The sequence below is a fragment of the Streptomyces sp. NPDC059828 genome, assembly GCF_042731955.1.
Classification (GTDB): Bacteria; Actinomycetota; Actinomycetes; order Streptomycetales; family Streptomycetaceae; genus Streptomyces.
Map to the genome: position 1 here is coordinate 32,157 of NZ_JBHWIW010000049.1, position 20,340 is coordinate 52,496.

Sequence of the window (20,340 nt, forward strand, 5' to 3'; positions counted from 1 at the left end):
CAGGTTCCGGCAAAGATCTTCTGGACGTGACCGGTTCTTCTGTGGGACTGTACTTGTGGCGGGGGTGGACAGACCACCCCGCGAGGGAATCTTGCCGATTACGGCGTGTGGGGACGCGTCGACTGCGGCACGGGGCAGTTTTTCGGGGGACTCAGTGAGCGATCCGGTCGCCATGCGTTGATGTTTTGCGATCCGTTGAATCGTGTAACGAGGAACGTCACACTGTGCTCCCGCAAATCGGGAATTCGAAATGTAGTCGCACAGGGGAGCGCTGCTACTTCATGGTATTCCAGTTAGACAGTGCCGATCAGGCCGGCCGGGCGCGTTCGCCCCTGGGCTCGTTCCTGCGTGGTGGCGCGGACGCCTTGGCTCAGGACGATCCACTGCTGCACCGGGCACTGACCGCCGAACACCAGCGCCAGGACGGCACGTTGATGATGGTGGCCTCGTCCAGCGTGGTCGACCCGTCGGTCCTGGCCTGCATGGCTTCGGTGGCGATGAACGTGACGGCGGAAGGGTATCCGGGCGCCCGGTACCACGCGGGATGCCGCGAGATCGATCCCATCGAGCAATTAGCGATCGACCGTGCCCTTTCGGCGTTCAGGGCGAAGTACGTGAACGTCCAGGCGCATTCCGCCACCACCGCCAACTACGCGGTTCTCTCCGCCCTGCTGGACCCTGGCGATGTCATTCTGGGAATGAAGCTCGACCAGGGCGGACACCTCACACACGGGTATCCGGTCGCCTACTCCGGTAGCTACTTCCGCTCCGTCAATTACGGCGTGGACGCGCAAGGGCGTATCGACTACGAGCAGGCACGTGAACTGGCGCTGGAACACCGCCCGAAATTGATGATCTGCGGGGCCACGGCTTATCCCAGGGCCATTGACTTCGCCCGCTTCCGGGAGATAGCCGACGAGGCGGGGGCCTTGCTGCTGGCCGACATCTCGCACATCGCCGGGCTTGTCGTCGCGGGGCTGCATCCCAGCCCGATCGACCACGCGCACATCACCACGACGTGCACCCACAAGCAGCTCGGCGGCCCCCGCGGCGCGCTCATCATGTCCGGGCGGGATGCCGACACCCGCATCGGCGACAGCGGCCAGTCGCTGGCCCAGCGGCTGCGCAGAGCCGTCTTCCCCTACTTCCAGGGCGCCCCGATCCTTCCCGCGATCGCCGCCAAAGCCCGCATGCTCGACATGGTGCAGACCGACGAGTACCGGGCGACGGCCGGCCGTATCGCCGACAACGCCGCACTGCTCGCCGACGCCCTGGCCGGGCTCGGCTACAAGGTCATCACCGGTGGCACGGACAACCACATCGTCCTGCTCGACTTCATCGGCACACCGCTGAGCGGGCTGGTGGTCGAGCGTGCTCTCGAGGACGTCGGCATCGTCGTCAACAAGAACCACATCCCCGGTGATCCACGCCCATCCGCCGTGACCAGTGGTGTGCGGATCGGCACCAACTCCATCGCACAACGGGGCTTCGGACCCACCGAGATGCGGCAGTGTGCCCGGCTGATCGACACGGTGCTGCGTGCCGTTCGTCCGCTCGGCGACCGTGACTACGAACTCGAGGAGTTCACACGCCAGTCGGTGCGCACCGAAGTCCGCAAGCTGACCACGCAGTTCCCCGTCCCGCGCTACATCCCTGTCGACCGCTGGGAGTTCGAAGAGTGAGTTCCCTGCTCACCAGACTCGACATGCTCAGCGCCAGCTTCGGTCAGACGCCGGTCGTCCCGCTCGCGGACGACACGGTGAACCTGTACGCCAAGCTGGAATTCGCCAACCCGAACGGCAGCGCCAAGGACCGGTCCGCGTACTGGATCCTCAAGCGGGCCATCGAGCGCGGCGACATCACGGAGGGCACCACCGTCGTGGAGTCCTCGTCGGGGAACTTCGCGATCTCCATGGCGTCGTTCTGCCAGATGCTGGGCATCCCGTTCGTGCCGGTGATCGACCCGAACTGCAACGCGCCGACCGAGGCATATCTGCGCACCATCTGCGAGCGGGTGGTGAAGGTCGAGCAACCGGACGGGGCCGGAGGCTATCTCCGTACCCGGTTGGCCCGGGTACGGGAGCTGGTGGATGAGCTGTCCCCGGCGTACTGGCCCGACCAGTACTCCAACGCCGATGCGCTGGAGGCCCACTACCGGATGACCGGCGGGGAGCTGTGCGCGGCCTTCCGGACCATCGACTACGTGTTCGTGGGCGTGAGCACCGGCGGCACGATCGCGGGAGTGTCCCGACGGCTCAAGGAGCACTTCCCCAAGGTCACGGTCGTCGCCGTCGACGCGGCCGGGTCGGCCATCTTCGGCCGTGAGCCAAGCGCCCGCCGCATCCCCGGCCTCGGCTCCAGCATCGTGCCCGAACTATGCGGTCGTGCCCGGATCGACGACGTTGTCATCGTGCCCGAGCGGCAGGCCGTGGAGGGCTGTCACGAGCTCTTCCAGCGCCATGGCCTGTACGCGGGCGGTTCGACCGGCAGTGTCTACGCCGCCATCCGCGGCTACTTCGACGCGAGTCGCCCGGCCGGCAGACGGCCGACGGTGACCTTCCTGTGCGCCGACCGCGGCGCGAGCTACGCCCACACGATCTACAACCCCACCTGGGTCAAGGAGCAACTCGGCGACGAGGCGGTCGGAGCGCGGCCGGTCGTGCTGCACCGGGCCGAGCACCGCGACCGCCAGGGGGGCCGAAAGGAAAGTCATGACGGGCTCGTCCCCTGACCTGCCGACGCTGCCGTCCCTGCGCACCCTGACCGGTGCCGATGTCCTCAAGCACGTCGAGGGCAACCGTCCCGCATGCCTGGAGGTCGTCCGCCGGGGCTACCTGACCCACGAGAGCGGCGACAGCTCCAACCCCCACAGCGCATTCCTGCGGTTCCCGAACCGCCCCACGTCCCGGATCATCTCGCTGCCGGCGTACCTGGGAGGCGAGTTCGAGGTCGCGGGCATCAAGTGGATCGCCAGCTTCCCGGAGAACCCCGCGACACGCGGCATTCCCCGTGCCTCGGCCACCCTGGTGCTCAACGACACCGAGACGGGCTACCCGTTCGTGTGCATGGAGTCCTCCATCGTGTCGGCGACGCGTACGGCGGCATCCGCCGTGCTCGGCGCGGAGGCGCTGAGCGGCGGCCGCAGCGCGCAGCGGGTCGGAGTGATCGGCACCGGACTGATCGCCGGGCACGTCTGGAAGTTCCTTCGGGACCTGGACTGGAAGATCGGCGGCTTCCGGCTGTTCGACCGGGACCGGACGCACGCCGAGCGGTTCGGCCGGATGCTCACGGAGCAGGGCGCCGAGGACGTCGTGGTCACCGACGATGTGCGCGACGCGTTCACCGACTGCGACGTGGTGGTGCTGACCACCGTGGCGGGCGAACCGCACATCCACGACCCCCGGCTGCTCGCCCACGCGCCGGTGGTGCTCCATCTGTCGTTGCGGGACCTCTCCCCCGAGATGGTGCTGGCCGCGCAGAACATCACGGACGACGTCGACCACGCCGTACGCGAGAACACCTCGCTGCACCTGGCGGAGAAGGCAACCGGCAACCGCGACTTCATCGACGGCACCATCGCCGGCGTCCTTAACGGCGATGTGACCGTCGACCGTGACCGGCCGGTGATCTTCTCGCCCTTCGGTCTCGGCGTGCTGGACCTGGCCGTCGGCAAGTGGGTCCATGACCGGGCGGCCGCCGGAGGCGACGGCCATGACATCCCCGACTTCTTCGGCGAGGCAGTGAGGCAGGCATGACGAACTCCACCAGCTCCACCAGCTCCACCAGCTCCACCAGCGACGAAACACTCCGCTACAAGGTCGTGGTGAACCACGAGGAGCAGCACTCCATCTGGTTCGCCGACCGCGCCCTGCCTGCGGGCTGGACGGAAACCGGCTTCACCGGCACGCGCGAGGCATGCCTGGAGCACATCGGCGAAGTGTGGACCGATCTGACACCCAAGTCGGTCCGTGAACGACTCGAGGGAAGGGCCCCGTGACCTCTCTCGACCAGAGGCTGGCCGGTCTGTCGCCCGAGCGGCAGGCCCTGCTGGCCAAGCTGCTCACCGAACGCCGGGCCGCAGCCCGCCCCGAGATCCCCCGGGGCGAGGGCCCCCGACCGCTCTCGTACGCGCAGTGGCAGTTCCTCTTCCTGTGGCAGCAGGACCCGGACAGCGGCCAGTACAACGTCCCCATGGCGCTGCGTCTGCGCGGCGCTCTGCGGGCCGACCGGGCCGAGGCCGCGCTGCGCGAGGTGGTACGCCGTCATGAGATCCTCCGCACGCGGTACGCGATCGAGGACGACGAGCCGACGACGGTGCTCGGCGACCACCGCGAGCTGAACCTCGGTCAGGCGGACCTGTCCGCGCTTCCCGAAGAGGAGCGCGAGGACGCGGCGCGGCGGCTGGCTGCCGAAGTGTCGGCCCGGCCCTTCGACCTGACGGCCTGCCTCCCGCTGCGCGCCGAGCTGATCCGGCTGGCGGACGAGGACCACGTCCTGGTCATCGTCGTCCACCACATCGCCACGGACGGGGCGTCCACGCAGCTGCTGTTCGGCGAGTTCTCCGCCCTCTACACGGCGTTGTGCGCCGACGCCGACCCCGGCACCGCCCTTCCCGAGCCGCCCATCCAGTACGCCGACTACGCCGGCTGGCAGCGCTCCACGGACGAGGGCGGGCGCCTCGCGCGCGGTCTGGAGTTCTGGGACACCTGGCTGGAGGGGGTGGAGACCAATGTGGATCTCCCCACCGACCGACCGCGTCCCGCCCGGCCCACACACAGCGGCGGTCGCCGGCGGCGGCACATCCCGCGCGAGCTGGCGGCCCGTATGCACGCCTTCGCCGGCGACCACGGTGTCACGCCCTTCATGACCGCGCTGACGGCACTGGGCCTGGTGCTGCGCCGTCAGACGGGCAAGCAGGACTTCCTGATCGGCACACCCGCCTCGAACCGGCCCACCGCGCACACGGAGCGGCTCATCGGCTGCTTCGCCAACACCCTGGTGTTGCGGGTCCGTCCGTCCGGGTCGGCCACGGTCGGCGAAGTCCTGCACCAGGTCCGCGATGACGTGGCGGCCTCGTACGACCACCAGGACGTGCCGTTCGAGAAGGTCGTCGCGCTGCGTCAGCCGGAGCGCACCCTGGCCCGCAATCCGCTCTTCCAGGTGATGTTCGTCCACCAGCAGGTCCCCGGCATCGACGGCGGTCTGCCCGGCCTGGCTGTGGAGCGGTTCGACCTGCACAACGGCACCGCCAAGTTCGACCTGGACCTGTCGCTCCTCGACGGTCCCGACGGCATCGATGTCAGCTGCGAGTACGACGCCGACATCTTCACCCCGGAGCGCGTCGACGCACTCCTCGGCCAGCTCGAACACACCATCAGGGCGATGATCGACGCCCCCGGGGCGGCCGTCTCGGCGCTGCCCGTCCTCGACGAGGCCGCCCGGCACCGCGCCGCCCACGAGTGGAACGCCACGCACGCCGACTACCCGGCGGACCGCACCGTCGTCGACCTGTTCGCCGAGCGCGTGGCCGCCCATCCCGAGGCCTGCGCCGTAAGGACGGGATCCGGGACGACCCTGACCTACGCCGAGCTGGACCGGCGCTCCAACCGGCTGGCACGCCTGCTCACGGAGTACGGCGCGGGCCCCGGAGCGGTGATCGGCATCGCGGCCGAGCGCACCGCCGACCTGCCGCTGTCCGTGCTCGCGGTGCTCAAGTCCGGCGCCGCCTACCTGCCGCTGGACACCTCGCACCCGGCCGAGCGGCTCGCACTGATGCTGGGCGACTCGGGTGCCCGCGCGGTGATCACCAGCCGCTCGGTGGCCGGCCGGGTGCCGGCCACCGACGCGCCGGTGCTCGTGCTCGAGGACCTGGCGGAACGGCTGGAGGCACTGTCCGAGGAGCCGCCGGCGGTCACGGCCGCGCCCGACGACCTGTGCTACGTCATCTTCACCTCGGGCTCCACCGGCCGCCCCAAGGCCGTGGTGCTCGACCAGCGCGGCCGGGTCAACAACTTCACCGATTTCAACCGCCGCTTCTCGGTCGGCCCCGGCGACGCCGTGCTGTCGGTGTCCTCGCTGGGCTTCGACATGACGGCCTACGACGTGATCGGCACCCTGCTGGCCGGGGGCACCATGGTGCTGCCCGATCCGGTGCGTGAGCGCGATCCCGGTCACTGGCTGGACCTGATGCGCGCCCACGGAGTCACCGTCTGGCATTCGGTGCCCGCCCTGCTGGGCCTGCTCATGGACGCGGCCGACGACCTCGGTATCGCCGAACTCCCCGCGCTGCGCGTGGTGCTCCTCGGCGGCGACTGGATCCCGGTGACCATGCCGGACGGCCTGCGGGCTCTGGCGCCCGAGGCCCGGGTGATCAGCCTGGGCGGGGCCACCGAGGTGTCCATGGACTCCACGATCTACGAGGTCGACGAGGTGGACCCGGCCTGGCGCAGCATCCCCTACGGCCGGCCGATGGCCAATCAGCTCGCCTATGTCGTGGACCCGGAGGGCCATCTCGTGCCGCCGGGCGTGGCCGGTGAGCTGTATCTCGGCGGCGCGGGACTGGCCTGGGGCTACCTGGACGCCGGGGCCCAGACGGCGGACCGCTTCCGTCCCAATCCCTTCAGCGGGGTGCCGGGCGACCGGATGTACCGCACGGGCGATCTGGCCCGGTACCGGCAGGACGGTGTGCTGGAGCTGCTGGGCCGTATCGACTTCCAGGTCAAGATCGCCGGCAACCGTATCGAGCTGGGCGAGGTTGAGGCGGCGCTGCGGGCCCAGCCCGAGATCGCGCAGGCCGTGGTCGCGGCCCCCGAGATCGACGGGCGGCGCACCCTCGTGGGCTATGTGGTGGCCGGTGAGGATCCGCAGGAGCCGGACACCGCCGCGCTGCGCGAGCGGCTGCGGGCCGCCCTCCCGGCGTACATGGTGCCCGCGGCGCTCGTCGTCCTGGAGCGGATCCCGCTCACGCCGAACGGCAAGGTCGACCGGGGCAGGCTCCCGCTGCCGGGCGCCGACGCCGGTGCGGCAGAGGCGGCCGGACCCGGCCGGGCCCCGTCGACACCGACCGAGGTGACCCTCGCCGGTGTGTGGCGCGAACTGCTGGGACGGGAGACCGTCACGGCCGACGACGGCTTCTTCGCGCTGGGCGGCGACTCGGTGGCCTGCATCCGCATGGTGACCCGGGCTCGGGCCGCGGGTCTTGAGCTCACGCCCCGCATGGTCTTCGAGCACCAGACCGTCGGCGAACTGGCGGAGGCGGTCGACCGTGCCGCGGCCGAGGGGCCCCGGGGCGCCGGCACCTTCTCCGCTGAGGGGGACGGCCTCGCGCCGATCCAGCGGCACATGCTGTCCGTCGCTGGCCGGCGCCCGCGGCCGGGCCTGTATGTGATCCAGTCGGCGTTCCCGCTGCCCGGCGACCTCGACGAGCAGGCGTTCCACGACGCCTGGGAGTGGCTGTTCGACCGTCACGCCGTCCTGCGCACCTGCTACGAGTTCACGGCGTCGGGCAGGCCCCGTCCGGTCGTCACCGACCGGGTGGATCTGCCGCTGCACACGCGCGACCTGCGGGGCATGGACCCCGGGGAGCAGCAGCGGGTGGTCATCGCCGAGCTCGAGGAGCTGCGGGCAGCCGGCTTCGACCTCGCCAAGGCGCCGCTGGTGCGGCTTCAGCGCTACCTGCTGAGCGACGAGGTGCAGCTCGTGGCGCAACTGCACCACTACAGCCTGCTGGACGGCTGGTCCTGCATGCAGCTGCGTAGGGACCTGCTCGCCGCCTACTTGGCGTTCGCCACCGGCGAGCGGCCCGAACTGCCCGCGCCGATGCCGTTCGAGCGGCACGTGGAGTGGCTCGACGGACAGGACCGGGACGCCGCTGCCGACTTCTGGGCCGGCTATCTGCGCGACTGCCCCGGTCCCTGGGCGCAGGACGTCGTGCCGGAGGCCGGTGCGGGCATCGGACCGGCCGACACGGGCACCGAACCGGCCGGGCGGGCCGGGGGCGCGACCACGCGGCCGCTAAGGCTGCTGACGGAGCTGCCGGCGGCCCTGCTGGACGGGCTCGACGCCCTGGGCCGGGAGCACGGCGTCACGTTCGCGACACTGGTGCAACTCGCCTGGGCGGTGGTCCTGGCCGAGCGCACCAATCACGAGGACGTGGTGTTCGGCATCACCGCCTCGGGTCGGCCCGCGCTGCCGGGTGCCGAGTCGGCTGTCGGACCCTTCATCAGCACCATGCCGGTGCGGTTCGCGCCCAGGTCCGGCGAAACGGTTGTGGCCGCGGCGCTGCGGCTCCAGCTGGAGCGGGCGGCGGCCGAGGAGCACGGTGTGCTGGAGCTGGGGGAGATGACAGGGGGCCGCGACCTCGCGACCGTCCTGGTATTCGACAACTACCCGGTCGACGAATCGCTGAGAGCGGCCACGTTGCCGGACACGGTCGAGCACCCGCTGATCGCGGGAGATCTCGGCCTGGCCCAGACCGAGTTCCCGGTCCGGGTCGACATCCTGCGCGGGGCTCAGAACGCCCTGGCGCTGACCTTCGCCGCCGACCGGGCGGTGCCGGGGGACTCCCGGGAGCTGGGGCCGCGGCTCGTAGCCGCGCTGGAGGCCGTCCGGTCCGGTGCCGACGGCCCCCTGGAGGGGCTCGAGCACCACGGTGGGACCAGCAGCAGCACGACCGAGTACAGGGGAGACTCATGAAGACAGTGACCACGGTGGAGCTCTCGGTGTTCGAGAGGATCACCCCGCTGGTCTCCGGCTACCTGGAGGCGTACGCGTCGACGGACCCGGTGGTCTCCAAGGAGTACCGGTTCGACAAGTACACGACGAGCATCAAGACACCGCTCGACTCCATCGCCCGGGACCTGCTCGCCAAGGACTCCGACGTCTTCGCGTTCTCCACGTACGTGTGGAACATCGGGCTGGTGCGTCCGCTGGTGAAGTTGCTGCGGGAGGCGAAGCCGCAGGCCGACATCATGCTGGGCGGGCCACAGGTGATGCATCACGGTCTGAGGTACCTCGACCCGCATGACGAGAAGCTGTCGCTGTGCAACGGCGAGGGCGAGGCCTCCTTCACCGAGTACCTGCGCGAACTCACCGAGCCCCACCCGGACCTCACCAAGGTCGAGGGGCTGAGCGTCTACCGGGACAGCGAGCTGATCAACACCGGTGACCGGGCCCGGATCAAGGACCTGGACACCATTCCCTCGCCCTTCCTGTCCGGGATGATCGCGCCCGAGTACAGCATCAGCATCATCGAGACCAATCGCGGCTGCCCCTACCACTGCGGATTCTGCTTCTGGGGCGCGGCGACCAACGACCGCGTGTACCGCTTCGACGAGGAGCGGGTGCGTGACGAACTGACCTGGATGTCGCGCAACGGCACGCTGTTCCTGTACATCGCCGACGCCAACTGGGGCATGCTCGCCCGCGACGTCGAGTTCTCGGAGCACATCGCGGGGCTGGCGCGGCAGAACCACCTTCCCAACGTCGTGTACTTCTCCTCGGCGAAGAACAAGCCGCACGCCGTCACCAAGATCACCGGCATCTTCCAGGAGGCCGGACTCGTCACCTCGCAGCCGGTGTCGATGCAGACGCTGGAACCGGAGAGCCTAAAGATCATCCGGCGGGACAACATCAAGCTGGACGCCTTCGGTTCGGTCCAGGACGATCTGCGCGACCGGGGACTGAGCTCGTTCATCGAGCTGATCTGGCCGCTGCCCGGGGAGACGCTGGAGACCTTCAAGGCGGGCATCGGCACACTCTGCGAGAAGGACGCGCACACGATCATCTCGTACTCGCACCTGCTGCTGAACAACACGCCGATCTACCACAACCGCGAGAAGCTCGGCCTGGTCACCAGGCCGGCCGGCGGCGGCGTCGCCGAGGCCCAGATCGTGGTGGCCACCGAGCAGGTGAACGGCGACGAGTTCGTCGAGGGCATGCGGTACTTCTACGCGGTCCACGCCGTGCACAACACCCGCAGTCTGCGCGCCACCAGCAAGTACCTGACGGGCAAGGGCATTCTGACCTACCCCGAGCTGTTCTCCGCCTTCGTCGACTACTGGCGCTCGCTGTCCGAGGACGACCCGATCGTCGAGTACGTCGAGCGGTCCATCCGCGACGCGCTCTACTACGACGTCGGCAACTACGGGCTGTTCATCCACACCGTGCTCCATGAGCATCGCGTGCTGTTCACCCGGCATCTGCGGGAGTTCGCGCGTGCGCAGCCGTGGTGGTCGGACGAGACCGCGCGTGGACTGTTCGAGATCGACCTCGTCAACCGGCCGTATGTCTACAGCACCACGCCCCTGGAGGAGCACGACTACCCCTTCGAGACCCTCAAGGTCGTCGCTCGCGCAGGCCGTACGTACACCGTCGAACTGGAGGCGGCCTGGCACGAGGCGCTGGCCACGGCCACGCGCCTGGACCCGGCGCCGCCCGGCGGTGCCGTGTTCACCGTCGACCACAAGCGGCTCCAGTACCCGTACATGGCGGCCCAGACCCTCGACCACAACGCGAACTACTGCCACGGCATGATCGAGAAGATCGAGAACATCGTGCCGTTCTGGCGGACGGCCTAGGGCGCGGTGATGTCGGTGAGCACCACGGACGAGGCGGCAGAGCTCCGTGCCGGGGGCGAGGCCGGGTCCACCGCGCCGCGCCGGGCCGCACGCGGGGTGGTGACCGTGATCGCCCTGGCGGTTCCGGCGCTGCTCGGTGTGCTGGCCGTGCTCGCGTTCGCTCCACCGCCGGCGCGGGGCACCGACGCTCCGGCGGTGGAGTTCTCCGCCGCCCGGGCGACCGCACACCTGGAGCAGATCGCCCAGCGCCCGCACCCGACGGGCACGCCGGACAACGCCCGCGTGCGCGAGTACCTGGTCAGGACGGCCCGGTCCCTGGGGGCCACGGTGACCGTGCAGTCGGGCGATGTCGTACGGCCCGACTGGGGCAATCCGTTCCCCGCGGCCAAGGTGCACAACGTCATCGCCCGGGTGCCCGGCAGCGAGCCGGGCACCAGTGGCGGGAAGGCGCTGCTGCTGGTCGCCCACTACGACTCGGTCCCCACAGGGCCCGGGGCAGCCGACGACGGTGCCGCGGTGGCGGCGATGCTGGAGACGATGCGGGCCCTGAGGGAGTCGGGCGGCGTCCGCAACGACGTGGTGTTCCTCTTCACCGACGGTGAGGAGCTCGGCGCGTTGGGCGCGGAGAAGTTCGTCCAGGAGTACGGCGTCGACGGCTATGGGGCGGTGCTCAACTGGGAGGCGCGCGGCAGCAGCGGCCCGGTGATGATGTTCGAGACCAACACCGGGAACACACCGCTCGTCGACGCGTTCGCCGGTGGCAGCAGCCGTCCGGTGGCCAACTCGCTGGCGTACGAGGTCTACAAGCGGATGCCGAACGGCAGCGACTTCACCGTCTTCCGGGACGCGGGAGCCGTCGGCCTCAACGCCGCCTTCCTGCACGGCTTCCACGACTACCACTCCCCCAAGGACGACCTGGAGCGGCTCAGCGACGACAGCGTCCAGCACCACGGCGAGTCCATGCTCGGGCTCGTCAAGGGCCTCGGGGACGGGGACCTGCGCGCGCTGCGCAGCGACGAGGACGCCGTGTACTTCGATCTGTTCGCCCGGGTGCTGGTGCGTTACCCGTCCGGCTGGGCGCTGCCTCTCGCCGCCTGCACGGTGCTCGGTCTGGTGGCCCTGGCCTGGTGGGGTGTGCGCCGCTCGGCACTGCGGATCGCCGGGGTGCTGGCCTCGGCCGGGACCGGCTTCGCCGCCGTGGTCGCGGCGGCGCTGGCCACGCTGGGGCTGTGGCTCTCCGCCGCCGCGCTACGACCCGAACTGGCGGCGCTGCCGCTGTCGGAGCCGTACGAGCGTGGTCTGTTCTCGGCCGGGTTCCTGCTGCTGGCCGCCGCGATGCTGCTGCTGGCCGCGCGTCTGACGCGCGGCCGGCGGCCGGCGGAGCGGGTGTGCGGGGCGCTGCTCATCGGGGCGGTGCTGCTGCTGGTCTCGGTACTGACGCTGCCGGGTGTGAGCTACCTCTTCCAGTGGCCGTTACTCGCGGGACTGCCCGCCCTGTGGTGGGCCTGCCGGGACGAGAAGGCGCAACGGCCGGTGTGGGCGGGCGCGCTCATGGCGGCGGCGGCGCCGTCCGTGGCCGCCGTGCTGTTCGCCCCGCTGGTGGACAGCCTGCTGATCGCCCTGGGCATCCCGCTCGCCGCCGTGGCCATGGCAGTGGCCACGATCGGCGGGGTGCTGCTGCTGCCGCTGCTGTCGCGGATCGCACGGCCCGGGCCGGTCGCCGCGGTGGCGGCCGTCCTGGCCCTGATGCTGGTCGGGACCGGGCTGCTGCGCTCCGGTTTCGACGCCGAACACCCGCGTCCCGACGCCCTGGTGTACGTACGGGACCTGTCGGACGGCACGACGACATGGATCAGCGGCGACCCCGAGCCGGATGCCTGGACCCGCAAGGTGCTCGGGGAGAACCCCGGCAGCGGTTCGGCAGCCGACTACTACCCGCAGCGCGGCGACGAGCCGGTGCTGCGCGCCAAGGCCCGGGAGCTGGACCTGCCGGCACCACGGGTGACGGCGGTGAGCGACACCACCACCGGTGACACACGGCGGGTGCGGTTCACGGTGGCCTCGCAGCGGCAGGCGTGGCGACTCCAGATCCGGCTGCCGCGTGAACCACTGAAGGCCTGCACCGTCGCCGGCGTGCGCATGGACGGCACCGCGCTCGACAAGCAGGGGGAAGGCGCCGAGGGCGTGGTCTTCCACTTCACCGGCAGCGACGCCTCCGGCGTCGGGTTCGACTGCGAGACCAGGGCCGGCAGCAAGCTGCCGGTCGACGCGGCCGACTACACCATCGGGCTGCCGGCCGAGGTGTCCGCACTGGTGGGACCACGCCCGGCAGGGACCGTACCGGTGTCCTTCGGCTTCGCGCCGGACGATTCCGCGGTCGTACGCACCATCACCACGCTCTGACCGGAACAACAGCCACAGCCATCGAGGGGACATGCCACGCAACGACGGGGCCACCGCGATCGAGGTCCGCAACCTGACGCGCACGTACCAGTCCGGGAAGAACGGCGACCTGGTACGTGCCAACGACGACGTCACCTTCTCCATCGCCCGCGGCGAGGTCTTCGGACTGCTCGGCGCCAACGGCGCGGGCAAGACGACGCTCGTCTCCCAGATGCTGGGTCTGGTCCGGCCCACATCCGGCTCCATCCGGGTCGAGGGCGTCGACGTGGTGGCCGACCCGGAGTCGGTGAAGGCCATGACCGGCTTCCTGCCGCAGACCGGCTTGTCCATGCGCCTGGTCGAGGTGCGCCGGGCGCTGCACTACACGGGGCGGCTGCGCGGCCAGTCGGAGCCGGAGGCCCGCCGCCAGACCGCGGAACTGATCGAGGAACTGGGCCTCGGCGGCGTCGCCGACCGCTACGTCAACCAGCTCAGCGGCGGGATGATGCGGCTGGTCAACTTCGGTATGGCGCTGATGGGCCGGACCAAGCTGCTCATCCTGGACGAGCCGACCAACGAGCTCGATCCGCACAACCGCCGGCTGATCTGGGACATGGTCGCCAGACGCAGCGCCTCCGACGGCACCACCGTGGTGCTCGTCACCCACAACGTGCTGGAGGCCGAGAAGGCCGTCCACCGGGTGGCCGTGATGCACGGCGGGCGGATCACGGCGCTCGGCACCCCCGGCGAGCTCAAGGAGCGGATGGGCGACAAGGTCCGCATGGAGCTGTTCGTCAAGGACGGCGATTCGCTGCGGCCCCATGAGCTGGACCGGCTCGAGATGGTCGGTTCGGTCGTACCGGGCAGCCGGGAGGGCACGTACCTCATCCACTCGGACCCGGAGGCCACGCCCGATCTGGTCAAGGTCGTGACGGGCGACCTGGGCATGGGCCGGGTGGACGACTTCCGGCTCACCCGTCCCACGCTGGAGGACGTCTATCTGAGCCTGGACGGCAAGGAGCAGCTCGACGATCGGTCCGCACCGGAGGGCACCGCGCCGGCGCCCGGCGGGGCACCGGAGACGGACGGGACGCCGGAGTCGGAGGGGACACCCGCCGCACCGCAGCTCGCCGGCACGCCACTTGACGCCGCGGCACCCGTCGGCACGGCGGCGGGGTCCGGCGCCACCGCGTCCGCCGCCGCAAAGGAGCAGGCCCAGGCCGTCGCCCCCGCACGAGCCCGCCCCAAGGAGCGCGCGCGGACCCTGCTCGTGGGGTTCAAGTACCTGTGGCTGGAACAGATGCTGGAGGTCCGCACCACCTGGACCTGGAGCCTGCTGTTCGGGCTGCTGATGCCCGTGGCGATGGTCTTCGGTCTGTCCCGCATCGGCGGCGGGCTGAACGACGCCAGCAGTCTGCTGTACATCGTCAGCGGGGCCGCCATCTTCTCCGTGGCCACCGAGGGCATCGCGACCCTCGCCCAGCGGATCGGTGTGATCAAGAACGACGGCATGATGGTGTACTACGCCTCACTGCCTATCAGCAAAGCATCGTTCGTCGCCGCCATGGTGCTGTCCCGGCTGCTGCTGATCATGCCCGGTCTGATCACCCCGATGATCGCGGCCGGCCTGATGTACGACGTCGACTTCACGATCTCGCCCGCCCTGGTGCTGGTGCTGCCGCTGTCCTGCCTCGCGCTGTCGGCGATCGGCCTGGCCATCGGCACGCTGATCGACAGCATGGAGCTGATCGTGGTCATCACCAATCTGCTCATCTTCGTACTGCTGCTGGCGGCTCCGGTGCTCATCCCGCCGGACTCACTGCCACTGCCCCTGCGGGTCCTCGGCTATCTGCTGCCACCGACCTACGCGGCCGACGCGCTGCGGCACACCCTCAGCGGCGACCTGGGCGCCGCATTCACCCTGGACATCGCGGTGCTCGCCGCGATGACCGTGTTCGGGCTGGCCGGAGCCGCCCGCTGGATTCGTTGGCGTCTTGCCTGAGCCTGGAATAGCAAGGAGTTCCGCGATGGAGCAGTCCATCCTCCACGCCCCGACCTTCGTCGACGTGGTCACCGAGCGCGCAGCCCTGTCCACGGGCACGGCGTTCGAGTTCATCACCCCGGACAGCGCCGTGGTCGGCACCGGGCCCACCACCCTGACCTTTGCCGAACTGCACGACCGGGCACGGGCCATCGGCGCCCTGCTGGCCGCACGCGTGGCTCCGGGCGACCGGGTCCTGGTGCTGCTGCCGCCGGGCCTGGACTATGTGGCGTCCTTCCTCGGCTGCCTCTACGCCGGTGCCATCGCCGTGCCGCTCTACCCGCCGAGCAAGGGAAGTTACTCGGCCCGGCACCGCGCCGTCCTCGCCGACTCCGCCCCGGCCGCCGCACTCGTGCCCGGCAGCGTGGCGGCCGACCCGGCCGAGCTGGTGGAGGCGGCCGGCATCCCCGGCCTGCCGCTCATCGCCGTGGACGGCGACCTGCCCGCGCCCGGCGACTGGCGCCGGCCGTCCATCGACGGTGACACGGTCGCGTTCCTCCAGTACACCTCCGGTTCCACGGCCACCCCGCGGGGTGTCGTGGTCACCCACCGGAACCTCGTGGTCAACTCCCGTCAGATCCAGGAGCGGTTCGGCACCACCCCCGGCACCCCCGTGGTCAGCTGGCTGCCTCCGTACCACGACATGGGCCTCATCGGCGGCATCCTTCAGCCGGTCTTCGCCGGGGCCACCGCCACGCTGTTCTCGCCGGTCTCCTTCATCACCCGTCCGCTGCGCTGGCTTCAGCTGATATCCGAGCGCGGCGCCCGGATCAGCGGGGGACCGAACTTCGCGTACGACCTGTGCGTCGACCGCATTCAGGAGGAGGACCTCGCCGGGCTCGACCTGTCGCACTGGAACGTCGCCTTCAACGGCGCCGAACCGGTCCGCGCCAGGACCCTGGAGCGGTTCGCCCGCCGCATGGCACCCCACGGTTTCGACGCAGGTTCCTTCTTCCCCTGCTACGGGCTGGCCGAGGCCACACTGATGGTCTCCGGTCGCAGGGTCGGCGGGGCTCCGGTCGCCCACACCTTCGACACGGACTCGCTCGCCCCCGGGCGCCGGGCGGTCCCGGACGACCAGGGCCTACCGGTCGTCGGCTGCGGCCCGATCGCCGTGGACCTGGACGTGACCGTCGTCGATCCCGAGACCGGGGAGGCCTGCCCGCCGGGCACCGTCGGCGAGATCCGGGCCTCCGGCGACAACGTCGCCGCCGGCTACTGGGGGCGCGACGACACGGAGCACGCCACCTTCGGCGCAACCCACCCGGGCAGCGACCGCACCCATCTGCGCACGGGGGACCTCGGATTCCTCCACGACGGCCAGCTCTTCGTCACCGGACGCAGCAAGGACCTGATCGTCGTACGCGGCCGCAACCACTATCCGCAGGACCTGGAGCAGGCGGCCCTCGACGCGCACGCCTCCCTGCGCCGCGGCGCAGCCGCCTTCTCGCTGGACACCGACGGCAGTGAGGAGGTCTGCCTGGTCCTGGAGACGGCGACCGCCCACCGCACCGAGGAGATCTCCGAGGTCACCACCCTGGTCCGGTCCGGGCTCGCCCGGGAGCACGGCGTGACGCCCGGCACGATCGTCTTCGTGCGCCCGGGCCACATCCCCCGCACCACCAGCGGCAAGATCCAGCGCTCCCAGACCCGTGCCATGCTCGTCGGCGGTTCACTGAAGGTCGTGCACCGCTGGGACGCGGGACGTGCCGCCGATCTCGCCACACTGCCCGAGCACCTGTGGCAGGAGACCGCCCGCGAGACCGTGCTGGCCCTGGCGAGCAGCAGGCTGCGCACCACCGTGGACCCCGCCCTGCCACTGGCCGCCCAGGGTCTGGACTCGCTCGCCGCGATCGAGCTGAAGGCGGCCGTCGAGGACGCCACCGGCCTGGAGGTGTCGCTGGAGGCCCTGCTGGCGGGTGCGAGCGTCAACGACCTGGTGATCGACGCCCCGGCCGAGGCTCCCGCCCCGGTCCCGGAGCCCGTCCCCGGCGGGCGCACTCCCCTGGCCATCAACCAGCGGGCGCTGTGGATCCTGGAGCGCCAGCACCCGGACACCGCGGTCCAGCACATCTACGCCGCGCTGCGGTTCCTGCACGACGTGGACGCCGACGCGCTGCGCGAGGCCTTCCAGGAGCTGGTCGACCGGCATCCCGCGCTGCGCACCGCACTGCACTGGGCGGACGACGGCGAGTCGTACCAGGAGGTCCTCGAGGACCAGCAGGTGGCGTTCAGCGTCGAGGACGCCGCACACCTCGACGACGGCGAACTGGAGCGGCGGCTGCGGCGCGAGATCGCCGGCGAGCGGCTGGACCTGACGCGGGGCCGGGTCCTCCAGGTCGTGCTGCTGCGCAGGCCCGGCGGCGACGTGCTGTCGCTCGTCGTGCACCACATCGCCGTCGACATGTGGTCGCTGGCGGTCCTCACCGACGAGCTGGGACGGCTGTACGCGTTGCGGACCGGCCGTGACACGACGCTGCCCGCGCCCCCGGCGGCGCGCTACGCCGATCTGGCCCATCAGCAGCAGGCGATGCTGGACACACCGCGGGGACAGCGGCTGTGGGAGTACTGGAGCCGTGAGCTCGAGGGCTGCAATCCCGTCCTGGAACTGCCCACCGACCGTCCGCGCCCCGCGGTCCAGACCTACGCCGGAGACTCGGTCACCCTGGAGCTCGACGCGGCCACCACGGCAGCGCTGCGCCGACGCGCCACCGCCGAGGGCACCACGCTGTTCGTGACGCTGCTGACGGTCTTCCAGACGCTGGTCCACCGCTACACGCGCGAGGACGACTTCCTCATCGGTGTGCCCGCCTCCGGCCGCACCGACGCCGACCTGCACCGTGTGGTGGGCTACTTCGTCAACCCGGTGCTGATCCGCTCCCGTATGGACGGGGCACGCAGCTTCACCGACCAGCTCCGCGACACCCGGCAGACGGTCGCCGGGGCCATGCGCCACCAGGACCTGCCCTTCCCCGTGCTCGTCGAGCGGCTCGGCCTGGCCAGGGAGGCCTCCCGTCCGCCCGGCTACCAGGTGATGTTCAGCCTGACCAAGTCGCACCTGGCCGGCGGGGAGGACCTGGCGGCGCTCAACTTCGGCCGACCCGGCACCCGTGTGCGGATCGGCGACCTGGAGGGCCAGTCCCTCGACCTGGTCCGGCGCACCGCCCAGATCGACCTGACGATGGTGGTCACCGAGGTCGGTGACCACCTCGAAGCCGGAATCAACTTCTCCACCGATCTCTTCGACCGCGAGACCGTCGAACGCCTGGGGGCCGGCTTCGCCGACCTGGCCGCGCGCCTTGCCGAGACCCCGGACGCACCGCTCGCCGCGATCCCGTCCGCCGGTGCGCAGGAGCTGCGCCAGATCGCCAAGTGGAACTCCACCGCGACCGACTACCCGCGCACCCGGACCGTCCCGGAGCTCTTCGCCGAGCAGGTCGCCCGGCAGCCCGACGCGCCCGCCCTCACCTATGGCGAACTGACCTACACCTACCGGGAGCTGGACCGGGTCTCGGGCGCCCTGGCCCGGCGTCTGCGCGAACTCGGCGTGGACGCGGAGACACCGGTCGGCCTGCACGTGGACCGCGACGCGGCGGTGGTCGTGGCCATGCTCGCGGTCGCCAAGGCGGGCGGCGCGTACGTACCGCTGGATCCGGCCCACCCGCCGCAGCGGCTGCGGCGCATCCTGGACGAGTCGCGGCCGGCCGTGCTGCTCGTCCCGGGCGGCGACGACACGCTCGCCGGGATCGACACGGAGCTGCCGCGGCTGGTACCCCGCGACTTCATGAATCCCGGGACCGCCGGTGACGCGGCGCACGACGGCCCGGTGGCGACCGGCTCGGGTCCTGACGGGCTGCTGTACGTGATGTACACGTCGGGTTCCTCAGGTGCGCCGAAGGGCATCTGCATCACCCACCGCAATGTGGTCCGGCTGGTGCGCGACACCAACTACCTGACGCTGGAGCCCGGCGATCGCGTCGCCCAGCTGTCCAACACCGCCTTCGACGCCGCCACCCTGGAGATCTGGGGCGCGCTGCTGAGCGGCGGTCAGCTCGTCGGCTTCGGCAAGGACACCGTGCTGTCACCGCCGCAGCTGGCCGCGGCCCTGCGCGACAACGACATCCACACCGTCGTCATGGCGACACCGCTGTTCACCCAGGTCGTCGGCTATGACCCGGCCACCTTCGCCTCCACCCGCCAGCTGCTGGTGGGCGGCGACTCGATGGACCCCAAGCGCGCCCGTGAGATCGCCGCGCTCGGCGGCCCGCTGCTGACGAACGGCTACGGCCCCACCGAGTCGACCACCTTCGCCACGACGCAGCCCCTGGCCCGTGTGCCGGACGACGTCTGGCGACTGCCGATCGGCGGCCCGATCGCCAACACCCAGGTGTACGTGCTCGACGAGCGGCTGAATCCGGTGCCGATCGGCGTGCCGGGGCAGCTGTACATCGGCGGGGACGGGCTCGGCCGCGGCTATCTGAACAACCCCGGGCTGACGGCGGAGAAGTTCCTGCCCGACCCGTTCAGCGAGGTGCCCGGGACGCGTATGTACGCCTCGGGTGACCTGGCCCGCTGGCTGCCGGACGGCACCATCGACTTCCTGGGCCGGGTCGACTTCCAGGTGAAGGTACGCGGATTCCGTATCGAACTCGGAGACATCGACGCCGCGTTCACCGCGCACCCGGGTGTGCTGGAGGCGGTCACCGTGGTCGACGAGTCCACCGGGGAGAAGCGACTGGTGGCGTACTACGCCGGTACTCCGACGGCGGATGAACTGGCGGGGCACCTCGCCGACCGTCTGCCCGAGTACATGGTGCCCGCCCGCATCGTCCGGCTGGACGAGCTGCCCAAGAACCCCAACCGCAAGGTCGACCGGGCGGCGCTGCGGCTGCCGGAGGACGACGGTGCGAGGAGCGGGGCGGCGGCGGACGGGGCGGCGGGGCTGCAGGCGGAGATCGTGGCGATGCTCGCCGAAGTCCTCAGCCGATCCGAAGTCGACCCCGACGACAACTTCTTCGAAATCGGCGGCCACTCACTCCTCGCCATCCGCCTCCTCGCACAGATCAAACAGCGCTACGAAGTCGACCTCGCACTCAACGAACTGTTCAACGACCCCACCGCACGCGCCGTGGCCGAGCAGATCGCCGAACGCAGGGGCACCGAAGCCACCACTGCGGTCCCGGACCCGGCGGCGGGGCTGCAGGCGGAGATCGTGGCGATGCTCGCCGAAGTCCTCAGCCGGACCGAAGTCGACCCCGACGACAACTTCTTCGAAATCGGCGGCCACTCACTCCTCGCCATCCGCCTCCTCGCACAGATCAAACAGCGCTACGAAGTCGT

The 20,340-nt window shown here is 70.6% G+C and carries 9 protein-coding genes; all 9 read left to right on the plus strand.

Annotated elements, in window-relative coordinates:
* Nucleotides 1-281 precede the first annotated feature (281 nt).
* Nucleotides 282-1,682, plus strand: a complete 1,401-nt coding sequence (glyA, locus tag ACFV6V_RS25425; RefSeq protein ID WP_385569141.1) for a serine hydroxymethyltransferase — start codon at nt 282-284, stop codon at nt 1,680-1,682.
* The gene (sbnA, locus tag ACFV6V_RS25430; RefSeq protein WP_385569144.1) at nt 1,679-2,731 is read left to right on the plus strand and encodes a 2,3-diaminopropionate biosynthesis protein SbnA; all 1,053 of its coding nucleotides are present in this window, start codon (nt 1,679-1,681) and stop codon (nt 2,729-2,731) included. The genes glyA and sbnA overlap by 4 nt, the downstream gene beginning before the upstream one ends.
* Nucleotides 2,712-3,755, plus strand: a complete 1,044-nt coding sequence (sbnB, locus tag ACFV6V_RS25435; protein WP_385569146.1) for a 2,3-diaminopropionate biosynthesis protein SbnB — start codon at nt 2,712-2,714, stop codon at nt 3,753-3,755. Before sbnA ends, sbnB begins: the two co-directional genes overlap by 20 nt.
* A complete protein-coding gene (locus ACFV6V_RS25440) occupies nt 3,752-3,997 on the plus strand; it encodes an MbtH family protein (protein ID WP_385569148.1) in 246 nt (81 codons plus the stop codon). The genes sbnB and ACFV6V_RS25440 overlap by 4 nt, the downstream gene beginning before the upstream one ends.
* A complete protein-coding gene (locus ACFV6V_RS25445; RefSeq protein WP_385569151.1) occupies nt 3,994-8,694 on the plus strand; it encodes an amino acid adenylation domain-containing protein in 4,701 nt (1,566 codons plus the stop codon). The genes ACFV6V_RS25440 and ACFV6V_RS25445 overlap by 4 nt, the downstream gene beginning before the upstream one ends.
* The gene (locus ACFV6V_RS25450) at nt 8,691-10,577 is read left to right on the plus strand and encodes a hypothetical protein (protein ID WP_385569154.1); all 1,887 of its coding nucleotides are present in this window, start codon (nt 8,691-8,693) and stop codon (nt 10,575-10,577) included. The genes ACFV6V_RS25445 and ACFV6V_RS25450 overlap by 4 nt, the downstream gene beginning before the upstream one ends.
* Before the next feature lie 9 nt (nt 10,578-10,586).
* A complete protein-coding gene (locus tag ACFV6V_RS25455) occupies nt 10,587-12,980 on the plus strand; it encodes a M20/M25/M40 family metallo-hydrolase (RefSeq protein ID WP_385569156.1) in 2,394 nt (797 codons plus the stop codon).
* 31 nt (nt 12,981-13,011) lie between these two features.
* Nucleotides 13,012-14,961 (plus strand): ABC transporter ATP-binding protein/permease, encoded by a 1,950-nt coding sequence (locus tag ACFV6V_RS25460; protein WP_385569159.1) that lies wholly within the window; start codon nt 13,012-13,014, stop codon nt 14,959-14,961.
* Nucleotides 14,962-14,986: 25 nt separating this feature from the next.
* A partial coding sequence (locus tag ACFV6V_RS25465) for an amino acid adenylation domain-containing protein (RefSeq protein WP_385569161.1) occupies nt 14,987-20,340 on the plus strand: 5,354 nt, incomplete at its 3' end.